This window comes from Kocuria sp. CCUG 69068, from assembly GCF_020833785.1.
Taxonomy (GTDB): Bacteria; Actinomycetota; Actinomycetes; order Actinomycetales; family Micrococcaceae; genus Kocuria; species Kocuria rosea.
This window is the reverse complement of the sequence record NZ_PDDL01000033.1, coordinates 1-15,985: the sequence shown is the minus strand read 5'-3', so window position 1 is coordinate 15,985 and position 15,985 is coordinate 1. Positions and strand designations below refer to the sequence as shown.

Below are 15,985 nucleotides of genomic sequence, written 5' to 3'. Positions count from 1 at the left end.
AACGGATCGGGGACGAACCGGCCCGGCGCCGATCACCAATGGATGCGGCCGGGCAGTTCAGCTAACTTGAGTCTAGCGCACTCAACTCCCGGGCAACAGGGGTCTGTGCCCGCTCGGTGCCGGCGACCCGCCGCGGTCCCGTGGAACAGCACGGACCCCCGCCGGGCGAGCCTCGCGAGGCGCTCGTCCGACAGGGGTCCGTGCCGTGCTGTCCGCGGGGGACCATCGCCCGGCTAGCCGGTGCTCCGGCCCGTCAGCCGGTCCCGGAGCCGGTCGACCATGCCGACGCCGGGCCCGACGGTCTTGTGGAACAGCTCCGAGTGCGGCGCGGAGGGGTGCGGCCGGGTCGGCGTCACTTTCTTGGCGTTCTGCACCTTCCGGCCCAGTTCCACGAGGTCCTCGGCCGGGATGTGCGCCCGCAGCTTCGGGAACTGGTCGGACTCCTCGTCCTCGATGTGGTGGCGCAGCTGCGACTGCATCTCGCGGATCAGCTCCATGAACGCCGGCTCGGAGGCGTCGACGCCCTCCACCTGCTTCATGACCCGGACGAGATCGTCGTGCTCCTTCTTGTCGTGCTCGACCTCCTCGGCGCCGCCGGGCAGGTGCTTCTCCATCACCGGGTAGACGTGCATCTCCTCCGCGACGGCGTGGCGCATGACCTCCGCGATCACGGTGTCGGCCAGGTCCCTGCGCCGGGCGGCGTCCGGGGCGCCCTCGATCTGGCCGAGCAGTTCGAGCATCTCCCGGTGGTCGGTGGTGAGGATGTCGATGACATCGGTGTCCGGACCCGCAGCGTGGGTGTCGGTCATGGGACGCGCCTCCTTGAAGTCGTGGTTCCCGGTTCCGTGGGCGGCTTGACGAGGCCCTGGAACCCGAGCGCGACACATATCACACGGATGCCCGATTTGCCCAAGATCACAGGCCCGAACCGTTGGATGCCCTCGACATCCTCCGTAGCATCGAGGTTTCCACCCGTTCGGCCCGACGACGCGCCTTCCACCCGCACCCCCATGTTCCGCACGGAAGGATCCGCCATGTCCGCACCTCGCACTGCCGTGCTCCAGGTGATCAACGCCCCGGACCGCACCGGCACCCGCTTCGCCCTCTTCGCCCTCGCCCTCGGCGGCTTCGGCGTGGGCACCACCGAGTTCGCCTCGATGGGCCTGCTCCCCTTCATCGCCGAGGACCTCGACGCCTCGATCCCCTCCCTCGGTCACGCCATCTCCCTCTACGCCCTGGGCGTGGTCGTCGGCGCACCCCTCATCACGTCCCTGACCGCCCGGGTGGAGCGCAAGAGGCTCCTGCTCGGGCTGATGGTCGCCTTCACCGCCGGCAACGTCCTGTCCGCGGCCGCGCCGTCCCTCGAGTGGCTGTACGTGGCGCGCTTCCTCTCCGGCCTGCCCCACGGCGCCTACTTCGGGGTCGCCGCGGTGGTGGCCTCCTCCCTGGTGCCGCGCGAGCGGCGCGGCACCGCCGTGGCCCGCGTGGCGCTCGGCCTGACGGTCGCCAACATCGTGGGCGTCCCCCTGGCCGCCGTGCTCGGCGGGAGCCTGGGCTGGCGGGCCGGGTACGGGCTCGTGGTGGTCATCGGCCTGCTCACCGTCGCGGCCCTCGCCCTCTGGATCCCCCGCACCCGCAAGGGCGGCGGCGTCTCCGTGGCCCAGGAGGTCCGTGCCCTGGGCCGGCCCCAGGTGGCCCTGACCCTGCTGGCCGGGGCGGTCGGCTTCGGCGGCATGTTCGCGGTCTACACGTTCGTCTCCCCGATCCTGACCGAGCTCAGCGGCCTCGACATCTCCATGGTGCCGTGGGTGCTGGCCGTGTACGGCGTGGGCATGACCGCGGGCTCCCTGCTGGCGGGCCCGCTGCTGGACCGGTCCATCGAGAAGACCGCCCTGGGCGCGGGGGCCGTCTCCGGCGTGGCCCTGGCCTTCTTCGGCCTGTTCGCCCACTCCGCGGTCGCGGCCGTGCTCGGCGTGCTGTGGATCGGCGCCATGGGCGCCCTCTTCAGCACCGCGCTGCAGATGCGCCTGCTGCGCGAGGCCAAGGACGCCCCGTCCCTGACCGCCGCCATGAACCACGCGGCGTTCAACCTGGCCAACGCCATGGGCGCGTTCCTCGGCGGCGCCGTCATCACCGCCGGCTGGGGCTACCGCTCCCCCGCCTGGGTGGGCGTCGGCCTGGCCGTGGCCGGCCTGCTCATCCTGGGCTACGCGACCCGCCTGCACCGCACGGGGGGCGTCCCCGCCTCCTCGCCCGTGCGCACCGGGCCCTCCTGGGCCTACCAGGCCGTCTCCGACCTGTCCGTGCTCCTGCCGGAGCCGGCGCAGCTGCGCCCGGCCGTGGCGAACAGCGCCCGGATGACCGACTGGGCCGATCTGGGCCGGTGACCGGTGGCCGCCGGCACCTCCTGCCTCCCGGGCGGGCGGCGCCGGCGGAGCTGCGTGGTCCCCGTGACCGGGACGGCCACCACCGGCCGCTCTTGTCCGCCCGCGGGCCAGGGGTCACGATGGGAGCGTCCGGACAGGAGGCGGCTCATGCGGATCGCACTCGTCGGCGATGTCATGCTCGGCCGGCTGGTCGACGAGCGGCTGCGCCACGAGGGCCCGGCCCATCCGTGGGGGGACGTCCTCCCCCTGCTCGCGCAGGCGGACCTGCGGTTCGCGAACCTCGAGTGCGTGCTCGCCGACGACGGCCCGCCCTGGCCCGGGAAGCGGTTCCACTTCCGCTCGGACCGAAAGAACGTCGCGAGCCTGGAGGCCGCCGGCGTCGACGTCGTCTCGCTGGCGAACAACCACGTGCTCGACCACGGCGTGGAGGCCATGCGGGAGATGCTCCCCCTGCTCGACGAGCACGGCATCCTGCACACCGGGGCGGGCCCGGACGCGGAGGCGGCACGACGCCCCGCGGTCTGCACCCGGGCCGGGACCGCGGTTGGCTTCCTCGCCTTCACGGACAACGAGCCGGGCTGGGCGGCGGGCCCCGCGTCCCCCGGCGTCCACCACGTGCCCATCGACCTCGCCGACGACCGCGCGCGGGACCTCCTGCAGCTCGTCCGGCGGACCCGGGAGCGCACCGCCCTCCTCGTCGTCTCCGCCCACTGGGGACCCAACTGGGGCGCGCAGGTGCCGCCGGAGCACCGCGCGTTCGCCCACGCGCTGGTGGAGGCCGGCGCGGACGTGGTCTTCGGCCACTCCCCGCATATCTTCCGCGGCGTCGAGGTGCACCACGGCCGGCCGGTGGTCTACGGCGCCGGGGACTTCGTCGACGACTACGCCGTCCGTCCCGACGAGCGCAACGACCAGTCCTTCGTCTTCCTGCTCGACGTCCGGGACGGCCTGCCCCGCCGTCTGCGCCTGCACCCCACGGTGATCGAGGACCTCCGGGCGAGGACGGCCGCCGCCGAGGCCCGGGGCATCGCACGGCGGATGGAGCGGCTCAGCGCCGCTCTCGGCACGCGGTGCACGTGGCGCGACGACGAGCAGTGCCTCGACCTCGCGCTGGGCTGACGCCCTCCCGCTGTCCCGCCGCGAGCGCGCGGAGGACCCGCACCGCGCCCCTTCCCGCCCGGCCGACGACCGGTCACCGCCTCCTGCGGGCCCCCGCCGGGGTGGTCCGTTCCCCGTCCGCGCCGCCCGGCGGTCCGCCGCGACCCTGACCCGACGTTAGAGTTGTCCCAGACTTCTCGGGGCCGTCAGGTCCCGGACGCGGCCCCGGCTCGACGCGAGCCGCCCGCACGACCTTGCTCCACCCCACGTTGAACCCACGAAGAAAGCGGAATCCTTTGACCATTTCCTCCCGCAAGCTCAAGTCCCCGCCCCCGCTGCCCTCCGGGGGCCTGCGGATCACCCCGCTGGGCGGTCTGGGCGAGATCGGACGCAACATGACCGTCTTCGAGCACGCCGGCAAGCTGCTCGTCGTCGACTGCGGCGTGCTGTTCCCCGAGGAGCACCAGCCGGGCATCGACGTGATCCTGCCCGACTTCACCTCCATCCGGCACCGGTTGGGCGACATCGTCGGCATCGTGCTCACCCACGGCCACGAGGACCACATCGGGGGCGTGCCGTACCTGCTCAAGGAGCGCCCGGACATCCCGGTCATCGGCTCCGAGCTGACCCTGGCGTTCATCACGTCCAAGCTCAAGGAGCACCGGATCACCCCGAAGGCGGTCCACGTCGAGGCCGGGGACACCCACAGGGCGGGCCCGTTCGAGTGCGAGTTCGTCGCGGTCAACCACTCGATCCCGGACAGCCTGGCCGTGGCCATCCGCACGGACGCCGGGCTGGTGCTGCACACCGGGGACTTCCGGATGGACCAGTTCCCGCTGGACGACCGGATCACCGACCTGCGCCACTTCGCCCGCCTGGGCGACGAGGGCGTGGACCTGTTCCTCACCGACTCCACCAACGCCGAGGTCCCCGGTTTCACCACCTCGGAGCAGGAGCTGACGCCGGCGATCAACCAGGTCTTCGCCACCGCCCCGAAGCGGATCATCGTCTCCAGCTTCGCTTCTCACGTCCACCGGATCCAGCAGGTCCTCGACGCCGCCCACGCCCACGGGCGCAAGGTGGCCTTCGTGGGCCGGTCCATGGTCAAGAACATGGGCATCGCCCGGGACCTGGGCTACCTGAAGATCCCGCGCGGGCTGGTGGTCGACTTCAAGAAGCTCCAGTCCATGCCGGACGCCAAGGTCACCCTGGTGTGCACCGGCTCCCAGGGCGAGCCCCTGGCCGCGCTCTCGCGCATGGCCAACGAGACGCACCAGATCCAGCTCAACGCCGGGGACACGGTGCTCATGGCGAGCTCGCTGATCCCGGGCAACGAGAACGCGATCTACGGGATCATCAACAAGCTCACCGACCTCGGCGTGAAGGTCGTGCACAAGGGCAACGCCAAGGTCCACGTCTCCGGCCACGCCTCGGCCGGGGAGCTGGTCTACTGCTACAACATCGTCAAGCCCACCCACGTGCTGCCCGTGCACGGGGAGTCCAAGCACCTGCACGCCAACGCCGAGCTGGCGGTCCGCACCGGTGTCGACCCGGAGAACGTGCTGATCGGCCGGGACGGCACCGTCATCGACCTCGTCGACGGCCGGGCGCGGATCTCCGGGCAGGTGGAGGCCGGTCTGGTCTACGTCGACGGCCACACCGTGGGCAAGGTCACCGAGGAGACCCTGGTGGAGCGCCGGCTGCTGCAGGAGGGCGGCGTGGTCACGGTCGTGGCCATCGTCGACGCCGACACCAACGCGCTCGCCGAGCCGCTGGAGTTCCTGGCGAAGGGCTTCGTCCACGACGAGCACGTCTTCGACGGGGCCGCCGACAAGGTGAAGAACGCCCTGGCGCGCCCGGCCACGTCCAAGGTCGCCGACCTGGAGAAGCTCGAGTCGATCATCGCCGAGACCGTCTCCCGCCACCTGGAGCGCGCCTACCGGCGAGCCCCGCTGGTGACGGTCGTCGTCGTCGACGCCTGAGCCGCACGACCGCCCGGTCCCGGCCCCGGGGCCGGGACCGGGCGGTTGGTAGACTCGGGGTCCCCTGATTCCTGGAGGTCGTTCGATGCCGCAGCGCGTCCGCGGAGGCACCATGCAGATCGGCGAGCTCGCCGATCGGACCGAGCTGTCCCTGCGCACCATCCGCCACTACGACGAGGTGGGCCTGCTGCCGGCCTCGCGCACCGAGGGCGGGTTCCGCGTGTACACGGAGCGGGATGTGGAGCGGCTCACCCACATCAAGCGGATGAAGCCGCTCGGCTTCTCCCTGGAGGAGATGGCCGAGCTGCTCGAACTGCTCGGCGCCGACGAGCCCGCAGAGGCCCGGCTCGCCGACTACCTCGAGCGGGCCCACCCCGAGCGGGACCGGCTGGCCAGGAAGCTGGCCCAGGCGGACGAGTTCATCGCGATGCTGGAGCAGCGGCTCCGGCGATGACCGAGCGCTCGACGAGCTGCGCCGCCGAGCCCGTGGCGGTCCTCCGCAGCCCGTCCCCGCGGACCGTCCACCGCCCGGATCTGCAGGGTCTGCGCGGGGTGGCCGTGCTGCTGGTGGTGGTCTTCCACGTGTGGACCGAGAAGGTCTCCGGCGGGGTGGACGTGTTCTTCGTGCTCTCCGCGTTCCTGCTCACCGGCTCCTTCGCCCGCCGGATCGAGCACGGCCGGCCCCTGGCACTGCCGGCCTACTGGGCCCGGACCTTCGCCCGGCTGCTGGGCCCGGTGGCGGTGCTGCTGCTGGCCGTGCTCGCCGCGGTGTTCCTCTGGTTCCCGCCCAGCCGGTGGGCCGAGCTGCTGGCCCAGGCCTGGGGGTCGCTGTTCTACGTGGTCAACTGGGTGCTGGCGGACCAGGCCGTGGACTACTACGCCGGCAACTCCGTGGCCACGACCCCGCTGCAGCACATGTGGTCGCTGTCGGTGCAGGGCCAGGTGTTCCTGGTGTGGCCGCTGCTGCTGGCCGGGACCGCCGTGACGGCCCGGCGGGCCGGGATCGGGTTCCGCCCTGTGGCCTGGGTCGTGTTCGCCGCCGTGTTCGCCGGCTCGCTGGCCTGGTCGGTGGTGGCCACCGCGGCCGGGCCCGAGGCGGCCTACTTCAGCACCCTGACCCGGCTGTGGGAGTTCGCCCTGGGCTCGATGGCAGCCCTGGCCCTGGCCGGCTCCGGCGCCGCGGGGACGGCCTCCCGGCGCCGGAGCGCCGCGGACCGGGTGACCGGGGTGGTCCTGGGCTGGGCCGGGCTGGCCGCGATCCTCGCCCCCCCCTCCTCATCGGCTCCGACACCCGCTTCCCCGGCACCGTGGCCCTGGCCCCCACCCTGGGGGCCGCGGCGATCCTGCTCGGCGGTGCGCTGGCACCCGACGCCCGGACCGGCGCTGCCCGGCTCCTGTCGGCGCGTCCGCTGCAGTGGTTCGGGGACCGGGCCTACGGGATCTACCTGTGGCACTGGCCTTTGCTGATCACCTACCTGCTGCTCACGGCCCGGGACACCGTGCCGGTGCCGGCCGGGCTCGGGATCCTGGCCGCCTCGGTGGTCCTCACCCGGGTCACCGCGCTGCTGCTGACCGGCTGGCGGGCCCTGCCCGGGATCCGGGCCCGCAGCGGGATCCGGCTGATCGCCACCGCCCTGCTCGTGGCGGTACCGCTCACCGGCGCTCACCAGTACACGGTGCTGCGCGACCCCACCGCCGGGGTGGAGCGCACCGCGCAGAACTACCCCGGCGCCGCGGTGCTGCGCGAGGACATCGGCGAGGTCCCGGACGTGCCGATCATCCCCACCGAGGACGAGCGCGACCAGGAGTGGGGCGACACCGGAGACCTCTGTCCCCCCGAGCGGACCCCGGCGGGCATCGCCGAGCTGGGCGAGTGCAGGATCATCACCCCCGACCCCGCCGGTGGCACCGATCCCCGCGGCACCGACCCCGGGCTGACCCTGGTGGTCCTCGGGGACTCCCACGCCCGGCAGCTGCTCACACCGATCCACCGGGTCGCCGACGCCCAGGGCTGGACGGTGGTCTCCTATCTGCGCAACGCCTGCCGCTACACGAGCGAGTCGGAGAACTACCAGGCCGAGTGCAACGACTTCAACACCGCGGCCCGGGAGGCGGCCCTGGAGGCCGAGCCCGACGCGGTGGTGACCATCGGCACCCTCAGCCTGCCCGAGGCCCCGCACGAGAAGCTCGTCGAGGGCTACGAGGCCGGCGTGCGGCCCTTCCTGGACGCCGGCATCCCGGTGCTGGCCTTCCGCGACAACCCGCGCTTCCCCTACGACATGTTCGAGTGCGTGGAGACCTACGGGCCCGACCGCGACCGCTGCAACGTCCCCCGCTCCGAGTCGCTGCTCCCCGTCAACCCGCTGGAGGCGTTGGCCGCCCGGCACGAGGACCTGCACAGCATCGACCTCACCGACCGGCTGTGCACCGGGACCACCTGCCCCGGGGTGGTCGGCAACATCATGGTCTACCGCGACCTCGACCACGTCACCTCCAGCTACGGCGAGACGCTGGTGCCCGACGTCGAGGAGCGCCTGCTGGCCGCCCTCGACCGGACGTGAGCCACCTCTCCCCCGCCCCGCGGCCGAGGACCCTACCCTCACGTTAGGATAGGGTGACGACGCGGTCCCCGCCGGAGCGCCTCCGCACCCGGACGCTGCACCGCCCGCGCAACGCCGTGTCCACCCGCATGCGCAGCACCCGGGACGACCCCAGCCCTTCCGCCCAGCCCTCCCCCCGCCCTCCTCCCTGCGAACGGAGCCTCCTTGGCCACCACGACAGCCGGCCCCGCGGCCGACCTCACGCCCGAGCAGCGCCAGTCGGTGCGCCTGACCCTCCGGTCCCCCCGTCACCTCAAGACCGAGGTCCTGGCCGGGCTCGTGGTGGCCCTGGCCCTCATCCCGGAGGCGATCGCCTTCTCGATCATCGCCGGGGTGGATCCCCGCCTGGGCCTGTTCGCGTCCTTCACCATGGCCGTGACCACGGCCGTGCTGGGCGGCCGCCCCGCGATGATCTCCGCGGCCACCGGCGCGGTGGCCCTGGTGATCGCCCCGCTGGTGGCCTCCCACGGCATCGACCACTTCATCGCCGCGGTGATCCTGGCCGGGGTCTTCCAGGTGGTCCTGGCCCTGATCGGCGCGGCACGGCTGATGCGCTTCATCCCGCGCTCGGTCATGGTGGGCTTCGTCAACGCCCTGGCCATCCTGATCTTCAGCTCCCAGGTCCCCGAGCTGATCGGGGTGCCCTGGGCCGTCTACCCGCTCACGGCCCTGGGCCTGGCCATCGTGTTCCTGTTCCCCCGGCTGACCGGAGTGGTCCCCGCCCCGCTGGTGGCCATCGTGGTGATCACCGCGATCGTGGTGCCGATGGGCATGGACGTGCCGAGCGTCGGCGACAAGGGCGAGCTGCCCGAGTCCCTGCCGTCGCTGTTCTTCCCCGACGTCCCGCTGGACCTGGAGACCTTCCGGATCATCGCCCCGTTCGCCCTGACCATGGCGCTGGTGGGCCTGCTCGAGTCGCTGATGACGGCGAAGCTCGTCGACGACATCACCGACACGCGCTCGAACAAGACCCGCGAGTCCTGGGCGCAGGGCGCGGCCAACATCGTGACCGGCTTCTTCGGCGGGATGGGCGGGTGCGCGATGATCGGCCAGACGATGATCAACGTGCGCGCCTCCGGGGCCCGCACCCGCATCTCCACCTTCCTGGCCGGGATCTTCCTGCAGCTCCTCGTCGTGACCCTCGGCGAGGTCGTGGCGGTCATCCCGATGGCCGCCCTGGTGGCCATCATGATCTTCGTGTCCTGGGCGACGTTCGACTGGCACTCGGTCCGCCCCGCGACCCTGGCACGGATGCCCCTCCCGGAGACCCTGGTGATGCTCTCCACCGTGGCCGTGACCGTGTGGACGCACAACCTCGCCCTCGGCGTGATCGTGGGGGTGCTCGTGGCGATGGTCGCCTTCGCCCGCCGGGTGGCCCACTTCGTCACCGTCGACCGTGCGCTCGAGCCGCGGGACGGCCGGGAGACGGCGGTCTACACCGTGCACGGTGAGCTGTTCTTCGCCTCCTCCAACGACCTGTACACGATGTTCGACTACGCCGGGGACCCGCAGCAGATCGTCATCGACTTCTCCGACTCCCACCTCTGGGACGCCTCCACCGTGGCCGCCCTCGACTCCGTGACCGACAAGTACGCCCACTACGGCAAGGACGTGGCGATCATCGGACTGAACCAGGCCAGCCGCCGGATGCGCGTGCGCCTGGGCGGAATGCTCAACTCCGAGCACTGACCCGACCCGAGGGGCCGAGCCGCGGCACCACCCCCCGGCGCACTCTGCCGACCCATGCATTTGCGATCACAACCCTTTGTGTCTGCATGTGAACTGGGTCACACGACGGGTCTTGCCGTACGCCGTGGGATGGAGCATCGTTGCTTCTCACCAGGGGATTCTGTGGTCCGCCAAGGATCATCCCCCGGCTCCCGCACCGTCGACCGACAGCGCGCCGCCTCCGGACTCCGGGGGCGTCACCCGCATCGGGTCCCGGCGCGGGAGCAGCAGGGAGCGGGGCCGGCTGGGGGGCCGCCCCGCTCCCCTTCTGTGTGCCGGCCTCGTCCGCCGGCACCCCCGCACCCCGCTCCGCCCGGCCCCGTCGGTGGTGCCGTCCGGCCCCGGGCGTCCGGAGGAAGCACCGACGGTCCGGAAAACGCACGCACCCGGGCTCCGTGTGGTGCCCCGAGGGCCCACCCGGAACCATGATGGGGGCGGCGGCGCCACCGCGCCGCCACGGACGGTCCCGGACCGCTGCGCAGCGTCGCGCCCGGTCCGGGACCGTCCTCGGAGCGACGCACCGCAGTGAGGGGGACCGTGGACGACGACAGGATCGGAGCCGTGCAGGCACGCCTCGCCCGGCACGCCGTCGAGCGCGCCGGTCTCGACGCGGCCCGGGTCTGGTGGCACTGCTTCCAGCTCGGCGGCGAGGCCGGGATGCTGGAGGTCGACGCGTACCTGCACGGGTGCCTGAGGCTGCCGGCCGCCCACCGCGACCTGCTCGCCCGCGCGGTCAACGGACTCGTCCGGGACGCGCCCGTCGCCCGGGTCCCGTTCTCGTGGGAGATCGACGCGGGCTCCCGGGACGACGCCGGCCCGCAGGACCGCGGCAGCGCGCCGGGCCTCTGGCCGCGCGCCTGAGCCGGCACCTCCACCGCGGCGGATCCTCCTCGGAGCCCCCCGAGCCGTGCCTCGCGCGCGGCGCCACCTCCACGGCCCCGGCGGCCGCGGTGGCAGAATGGTCCGGGGTGCCGGCCCCGACGACGGCCCGCACCCGGTCGGGCGCAGCGAGCCGGACGCAGCGCGCCCGTCGTCGTCCCCGTGCCCCCACCTCGACCCTAGGATGTCGGATGGCCCATCTCTCGCCCCGCCCCGTCCCAGCCCCCGCGCCGACCGGCTGGTCGACCCTGCACCGGCACCACATCGGGGTGGACGTCGGCGGCACCCTGATCAAGTACGCGGCCGTGGACATGGCCGACGGCGAGCTGACCACTCCGGTCCTCCAGCGCCCCACCCCCGTCCCCGCCACGCCGGATGCCCTGGCGGAGCAGCTCGTGCTCATCGTGCAGGAGCTCGCCGCGAGCCCCCAGGCCCCGCACCCGGAGGCCAGCGTGGGAGTGGCGCTCCCCGCGATCATCCGCCACGGCGTGGCCCGCTCCGCCGCGAACATCGACGACGCGTGGATCGGCCTGGACGTCCACCGGTTCCTCACGGAGCGGCTGGGACGCACCGTCCACGTCCTCAACGACGCCGACGCCGCGGGCCTGGCCGAGCTCCGCTACGGCGCCGGGCGCGGGACCACCGGCACCGTCCTGGTCATCACCCTGGGCACCGGCATCGGCTCGGCGCTGTTCGTGGACGGGAAGCTCGTGCCCAACGTCGAACTGGGCCACCTGGAGCTCGGCGGGGTCGACGCCGAGGTGCGGGCCTCGGCGGTGGCCCGGGAGCGGGAGGGACTGGACTGGCCGGACTACGCCGAGCGTCTCCAGCAGTACTTCGCGCACCTGGAGTTCCTCTTCTCACCGGACCTGATCGTGGTCGGCGGCGGGATCTCCGCCCGGCACGAGGACTTCCTGCCCCGTCTGCACCTGGACACGCTCGTCGTCCCGGCCGAGCTGCGCAACGCGGCGGGCATCATCGGCGCCGCCCGGCACGCCTACCTCGCCGTGCCGCCGGCGTCGGCCTGACCCCGGAGGGCCTGGCGGAAGTACTGCACGCCCGCCAGGACGTGCAGGACGGCCGCCACCTGGACCATGACCCGGCCGACGTCCGTCACCTCGGGGGTGGACCAGGCGGGCCCCGCCAGGACGAGCACGGTCCCCACCATGAGCAGGGCGGTCTTCGCCTTGCCGACCGTCGTGACCCGCAGGGTGCCGAGGGACCGCCGGACCAGGGTGGCGATCCCCACCACGACGTCGACGACCGCGATGACGATCAGCACCCACCAGGGGAACAGCCCGACGATGCTCGCGGCCACGGCGATCGCCACGGTCCCCAGCCGGTCGGCGATGGGGTCCATGACCTCCCCGACCCGGCTGCGCTGCCGGAGCGCCCGGGCCAGGGCGCCGTCGACCCAGTCCGTCAGGGAGAAGAGGGCGACGAGGACCAGCGCGCGCACCGGCTGCTCGTCGATGTCGAGGACGGCCAGAACGGCCGGGACGATGAGCGCGAACCGCACCACCGAGACCACGTTGGGCACCGTGAGCACCCGGTCGTAGTACGGCGACTCCGCCGGCTCGACCGCGTCCTGGTGCTGCTGTGCCATGTGCCTCGTCCCGTCCTCCGGCGCTCCCGGGCGAACGGTCCGCGCCCGTCGGTGCTGCCCTCGAGACTATCTGGTCGGCGCCGGGCGGCCCGGGAGATGACGCCGCCCGGCGCGAGGGCCGGCACGGTCCCTGGCCGCACACGGGCCGCCCGGGCAGAATGGGGCGGGAGCCTCGTCGCCGGTCGTCGGTGCGCCCGCAGCGGCTCCGCCGGCGCACCCTGTGCACCCTCGCCCGGTGAGCTCCGACCCGGTGCGCGTCCTCGGCCCGACACCGGGCGCGCCACCCCGTCCGTCCCGCTCACCGGGGCCGGGCCCGACCGAAGGACCGCTGTGGATCCTCGCGTGCACTTCCTCACCCTGTCCACCCCGGACCTCGACGCCGCCCGCGAGTTCTACGCGCGGGGTCTCGGCTGGGAGCCGCTGCTCGACGTCCCGGGCGAGATCCTCTTCTTCCAGATCGCCCCGGGGACGGTCCTGGGTCTCTTCGACGCCGGGAAGTTCGCCGAGGACCTGGGCCTCCCATCGGCCACCCCGGCGCAGGGCGTGACGCTCGCGCACAACGTGGACGGCGAGGCCGCGGTGCGCGCGAGCGTCGACGCGATGAGCGCCGCGGGCGGGACCGTGCTCACGAGCCCGCGGCCGGGCGCCTTCGGGGGCGTCTTCCACGCGCACGTCGCCGATCCCAACGGCGTGGTGTGGGAGATCGCGCACAACCCGGGGTGGCGGATCGACGACGACGGGACCGTGCACCTCGGCTGAACGTGCCCGCCCGGCCCGTCCGCGCCGGGAGGTGCGGCCGGGGCCGGCTCAGCCGCGGACGTCGACGCGCAGGTGGTGCTCGACGTCGTGCAGGAAGTACGCCGCGAAGCTCGCCACGGTGAAGTCCTTGCCGTCCCCGCGCCGGCCGGTCCGGGCCCACTGCTCCCCGGTCACGGCGTCGAAGGCGTCCGCGGTGGCGCGGACCTCCTGCGCGAGCTCCCCGGAGACCTCGTAGGGGTCCTGCAGGTTGTACTGCCCCTCGACCGCCGCGGCGTCCTGGTCCCAGTCCGCGAAGACCGGGTCCTGCTCGTCGAGCATGAGCCGCAGCCGCTCGCGGAAGACCCGGCAGAGGTCCCGGACGTGGCAGGCGTACTCCAGCGGGGACCACGTCCCCGGGCGGGGCCGGTCCGTCATGCCCAGGCGGTCGAGGACCGCCGCCCAGCGCTCGACCGTGGCCCGCGCCCGCTCCCCCGTGCTCGTGACGTCGTAGTCCGGGTCGAACCCGCAGTCGGGACAGCCCCGGTCGAGCACCACGGTCCAGTCCTTGGTCTCCGGAGGGACCGGGGAGGTGTCGGGGGTTCCGGGGCGCTCGGTGGTCATGCGGCCAATGTACCCGGGCCCACCGGGTGCGGCGAGGTCCCGCGGCGGACGGGGCGGGCCGGGCGGGTCACAGCCCCTGCCGGTCCAGGATCTCGTCCTCGTTGAGCGGCTCCCCGCGCTGGACCCGGCGGGTCCGGCGCAGGTCGGTCGCGGCGAGCACCACGGCGGCGGTCGCCAGGACGAACGAGAGGATGCCGAGGGTGTTGGCGAACCCCGCGGACAGACCCAGGTGGACGGGGTCGGTGGCCCGGGTCAGCACGGACGCGCCGGCGCCGTCCACGCGGTCCGGGAGGACGGCGCCGAAGCCGAGGAGCACGGCCCATGCGGCGAGCACCGTCAGCGAGGACCGCAGGGACGCCCCGGCCGGGACGTGGGCGGGGGCGTCCCGGCGCAGCAGCACCCCGGCCACCACGAGCAGCGCGGTCAGCGGCAGGGCCAGCGTCAGCGTGTAGAGCAGCACCAGGTCACCGGCGGCGCCGGCCAGGCCGCGGCCCACGGCCACCCACACCCCGAGCAGCAGGGCCGCGGGGACCCCGAGGACGGGCACGGCGCGCTGCAGGACGGCGGGACGGTGCGGCACGCGGTCGAGGGCTGTTTCCACGCTCGCCAGTCTATCGACGGGCCTCCCGCCGGAGACCCGCCCGCGGGCGCCCCGGTAGGCTGGAGCGCATGCCCTCCCCCGGATTCCCGCACGCCGTCCTCTTCGACCACGACGGGACCCTCGTCGACACCGAGCCGCTCTGGGACCGCGCCAAGCAGAACCTCGCCGCCGAGCACGGACGGCTCTGGACCCCCGAGGACTCGCTCGCGACCCTGGGCCGGCCGGTCGCCGCGACGATCGACCGGCTGCAGCGGGTCGGCGTGCCGCTCGGTCCGGACGAGCTGTTCCGGGCGGTCTTCGAGCACAGCGTCCGCGTCCTGGAGGACACCGAATTGACCTTCATCGACGGGATCGCGGAGCTCCTCGAGGAGCTCTCGGCCGCGGGGATCCCCGCGGCGATCGTCACCAACGCGAGCTCGGCGATGGGCCACCACACCGCGGCCACCGCCCCGGAGGACCTGTTCCAGGTCGTCATCGGCACGGACGAGTACGCGCAGGGGGTCCGCCCCAAGCCGGACCCGGACGCCTACCTCACGGCGGCGCGCCGCCTCGGGGTCGACCCCCACCGGTGCGTCGTGGTCGAGGACTCCCCCGCCGGGGCCGCCGCGGGCGTCGCGGCGGGCATCCCCACGGTGGTCGTCCCCGGCGAGCTGGAGGTCGAGCGCGGCCCCGGGCTGCTGCACCTGGGATCCCACCGGGAGCTGACCCTGGAGCTGCTGCGCTCGCTGGACCCGCAGTCCCCGTCGTCGCCCTTCCACCCCGTGCAGGAGACCCGCCCGTGAGCGCCCCCGACTTCCCCGCCGCCGTCCTGTTCGACCACGACGGCACCCTCGTGAACTCCGAACCGCAGTGGGCCGTGGCCAAGCGGGCGGTGGCCGGCCGGTACGGCGTCGGCTGGAGCACCGAGGACGACCTCGCCACGCTGGGCCGGACGGTGCCCGCGTCGGCGCGGCTGATGGTCGAGCGCGGCGCCGAGGGGACCGTCGAGGCCATCACGGCCGAGCTCGGGCGGGAGGTCGCGGCCTCGCTCACGGGCGAGGTCCCGTTCCTGCCCGGCATGCGCGACCTGCTGGCCGAGCTCGAGCGGGCCGGCATCCCCGGCGCCGTGGTGACGAACGCCCTGACCGTGGTCGCGGAGGGCACCGCGTCCGGGGCGCCCGAGGTGCTGCGGGTGGTCGTCTCGCAGGAGGACGTGGAGCACGCCAAGCCGCACCCGGAGCCCTACCTGCTCGCGGCGCGGCGGCTGGGCGTGGACCCGGCACGGTGCGTGGCGGTCGAGGACTCGCAGACGGGGGCGGCGAGCGCGGCGGCCGCCGGGATGCCCGTGGTGGTGGTGCCCGGGGAGCTGCCCGTGGAGCCCGCTCCCGGCCTGGTGCTCGTGGACGCCCACACGGACGTCACCCTGGAGTTCCTGCGCGGGCTGGGTCCGGCCGTCTGACGAGGTCCACCACGACGACGAGGGCCCGTTCCCTGCCGTCCGCGCGATGCGGGGCGGCAGGAAACGGGCCCTCGTGCGAGGTGCCTAGGCTCAGCGGGTCGCGGTGCCCTGGGGGGAGGACGCGCGGCGCGGGCTCCGGGTGCGGCGACGGGCCGCGGCCTGGGTGGAGCGGTCCGGCGCGGACTCGGTCGAGTACGCAGGCGCCGCGGAACGGCTGGGCGCGGCCGAGCGGGCCGGTGCCGCCGAGCGGGAGGCCGAGCCGTTGCCGGGGCGGGAGCCGCCGCGGCTGCCGGTCTCGCCGCGCTGG

16 protein-coding genes and 1 pseudogene are annotated in these 15,985 nt (G+C 73.8%); 12 read left to right on the top strand and 5 right to left on the bottom strand.

Annotated elements, in window-relative coordinates:
* Positions 1 to 233: 233 nt before the first annotated feature.
* Positions 234 to 809 (bottom strand): hemerythrin domain-containing protein, encoded by a 576-nt coding sequence (locus tag CRM73_RS08565; RefSeq protein ID WP_229587382.1) that lies wholly within the window; start codon positions 807 to 809, stop codon positions 234 to 236.
* A gap of 225 nt (positions 810 to 1,034) precedes the next feature.
* On the opposite strand from CRM73_RS08565, the gene CRM73_RS08560 reads away from it, so the two are divergent.
* The 9 genes from CRM73_RS08560 (at position 1,035) to ppgK (ending at position 11,702) form a co-directional block, all read left to right on the top strand.
* The gene (locus tag CRM73_RS08560; RefSeq protein WP_229587381.1) at positions 1,035 to 2,387 is read left to right on the top strand and encodes an MFS transporter; all 1,353 of its coding nucleotides are present in this window, start codon (positions 1,035 to 1,037) and stop codon (positions 2,385 to 2,387) included.
* Positions 2,388 to 2,534: 147 nt separating this feature from the next.
* Entirely contained in the window at positions 2,535 to 3,506 is a 972-nt protein-coding gene (locus CRM73_RS08555) for a CapA family protein (protein WP_229587380.1), read from the top strand.
* 275 nt (positions 3,507 to 3,781) lie between these two features.
* A complete protein-coding gene (locus CRM73_RS08550) occupies positions 3,782 to 5,467 on the top strand; it encodes a ribonuclease J (RefSeq protein ID WP_017832580.1) in 1,686 nt (561 codons plus the stop codon).
* A gap of 85 nt (positions 5,468 to 5,552) precedes the next feature.
* Positions 5,553 to 5,921: a MerR family transcriptional regulator gene (locus CRM73_RS08545; protein WP_017832581.1), complete on the top strand. Its 369-nt coding sequence runs from the start codon at positions 5,553 to 5,555 to the stop codon at positions 5,919 to 5,921.
* A complete protein-coding gene (locus CRM73_RS08540) occupies positions 5,918 to 6,934 on the top strand; it encodes an acyltransferase (RefSeq protein ID WP_229587379.1) in 1,017 nt (338 codons plus the stop codon). Before CRM73_RS08545 ends, CRM73_RS08540 begins: the two co-directional genes overlap by 4 nt.
* A complete protein-coding gene (locus CRM73_RS08535) occupies positions 6,928 to 8,028 on the top strand; it encodes an SGNH hydrolase domain-containing protein (RefSeq protein WP_229587377.1) in 1,101 nt (366 codons plus the stop codon). Before CRM73_RS08540 ends, CRM73_RS08535 begins: the two co-directional genes overlap by 7 nt.
* 204 nt (positions 8,029 to 8,232) lie before the next feature.
* Positions 8,233 to 9,756, top strand: coding sequence for a SulP family inorganic anion transporter (locus CRM73_RS08530; protein ID WP_229587375.1), 1,524 nt, complete (start codon positions 8,233 to 8,235; stop codon positions 9,754 to 9,756).
* A 576-nt stretch (positions 9,757 to 10,332) separates the two neighbouring features.
* Positions 10,333 to 10,656, top strand: coding sequence for a hypothetical protein (locus CRM73_RS08525; protein ID WP_051063728.1), 324 nt, complete (start codon positions 10,333 to 10,335; stop codon positions 10,654 to 10,656).
* Between the two features lie 209 nt (positions 10,657 to 10,865).
* Positions 10,866 to 11,702, top strand: coding sequence for a polyphosphate--glucose phosphotransferase (ppgK, locus tag CRM73_RS08520; protein WP_229587373.1), 837 nt, complete (start codon positions 10,866 to 10,868; stop codon positions 11,700 to 11,702).
* On the opposite strand, the gene CRM73_RS08515 is transcribed toward ppgK, so the two are convergent.
* Entirely contained in the window at positions 11,672 to 12,280 is a 609-nt protein-coding gene (locus tag CRM73_RS08515; protein ID WP_126350362.1) for a CDP-alcohol phosphatidyltransferase family protein, read from the bottom strand. The genes ppgK and CRM73_RS08515 overlap by 31 nt on opposite strands.
* Before the next feature lie 342 nt (positions 12,281 to 12,622).
* Here CRM73_RS08515 and CRM73_RS19935 point away from each other — a divergent pair, with 342 nt between their 5' ends.
* Positions 12,623 to 13,039 carry a VOC family protein gene (locus CRM73_RS19935; protein WP_017832587.1) on the top strand — a complete coding sequence of 139 codons (417 nt, stop codon included), beginning with the start codon at positions 12,623 to 12,625 and terminating at the stop codon, positions 13,037 to 13,039.
* Positions 13,040 to 13,087: 48 nt separating this feature from the next.
* Here the strand turns inward: CRM73_RS19935 and CRM73_RS08505 are convergent, their stop codons facing one another.
* Both CRM73_RS08505 and CRM73_RS08500 read right to left on the bottom strand, forming a co-directional pair.
* Entirely contained in the window at positions 13,088 to 13,639 is a 552-nt protein-coding gene (locus CRM73_RS08505) for a DinB family protein (protein ID WP_017832588.1), read from the bottom strand.
* A gap of 67 nt (positions 13,640 to 13,706) precedes the next feature.
* The gene (locus tag CRM73_RS08500; protein WP_229587371.1) at positions 13,707 to 14,240 is read right to left on the bottom strand and encodes a hypothetical protein; all 534 of its coding nucleotides are present in this window, start codon (positions 14,238 to 14,240) and stop codon (positions 13,707 to 13,709) included.
* 68 nt (positions 14,241 to 14,308) lie between these two features.
* Between CRM73_RS08500 and CRM73_RS08495 the strand changes: the two genes are divergently transcribed.
* Together CRM73_RS08495 and CRM73_RS08490 are read left to right on the top strand one after the other, a co-directional pair.
* A complete protein-coding gene (locus CRM73_RS08495) occupies positions 14,309 to 15,022 on the top strand; it encodes an HAD family phosphatase (RefSeq protein ID WP_095650380.1) in 714 nt (237 codons plus the stop codon).
* Positions 15,019 to 15,678: an HAD family phosphatase gene (locus tag CRM73_RS08490; RefSeq protein ID WP_017832591.1), complete on the top strand. Its 660-nt coding sequence runs from the start codon at positions 15,019 to 15,021 to the stop codon at positions 15,676 to 15,678. The genes CRM73_RS08495 and CRM73_RS08490 overlap by 4 nt, the downstream gene beginning before the upstream one ends.
* 90 nt (positions 15,679 to 15,768) lie before the next feature.
* Here CRM73_RS08490 and CRM73_RS08485 read toward each other — a convergent pair.
* Positions 15,769 to 15,985 (bottom strand): annotated as a pseudogene (locus CRM73_RS08485) (DEAD/DEAH box helicase); the annotation flags it as partial.

What these genes read in the sequence shown, in the direction of transcription:
- ppgK (WP_229587373.1), top strand. Translation starts at nt 10,866, where the DNA reads ATGGCCCATCTCTCGCCCCGCCCCGTCCCAGCCCCCGCGCCGACCGGC.
- CRM73_RS08505 (WP_017832588.1), bottom strand. Translation starts at nt 13,639, where the DNA reads ATGACCACCGAGCGCCCCGGAACCCCCGACACCTCCCCGGTCCCTCCG.
- CRM73_RS08560 (WP_229587381.1), top strand. Translation starts at nt 1,035, where the DNA reads ATGTCCGCACCTCGCACTGCCGTGCTCCAGGTGATCAACGCCCCGGAC.
- CRM73_RS08555 (WP_229587380.1), top strand. Translation starts at nt 2,535, where the DNA reads ATGCGGATCGCACTCGTCGGCGATGTCATGCTCGGCCGGCTGGTCGAC.
- CRM73_RS08495 (WP_095650380.1), top strand. Translation starts at nt 14,309, where the DNA reads ATGCCCTCCCCCGGATTCCCGCACGCCGTCCTCTTCGACCACGACGGG.
- CRM73_RS08540 (WP_229587379.1), top strand. Translation starts at nt 5,918, where the DNA reads ATGACCGAGCGCTCGACGAGCTGCGCCGCCGAGCCCGTGGCGGTCCTC.
- CRM73_RS08515 (WP_126350362.1), bottom strand. Translation starts at nt 12,280, where the DNA reads ATGGCACAGCAGCACCAGGACGCGGTCGAGCCGGCGGAGTCGCCGTAC.
- CRM73_RS08565 (WP_229587382.1), bottom strand. Translation starts at nt 809, where the DNA reads ATGACCGACACCCACGCTGCGGGTCCGGACACCGATGTCATCGACATC.
- CRM73_RS08545 (WP_017832581.1), top strand. Translation starts at nt 5,553, where the DNA reads ATGCCGCAGCGCGTCCGCGGAGGCACCATGCAGATCGGCGAGCTCGCC.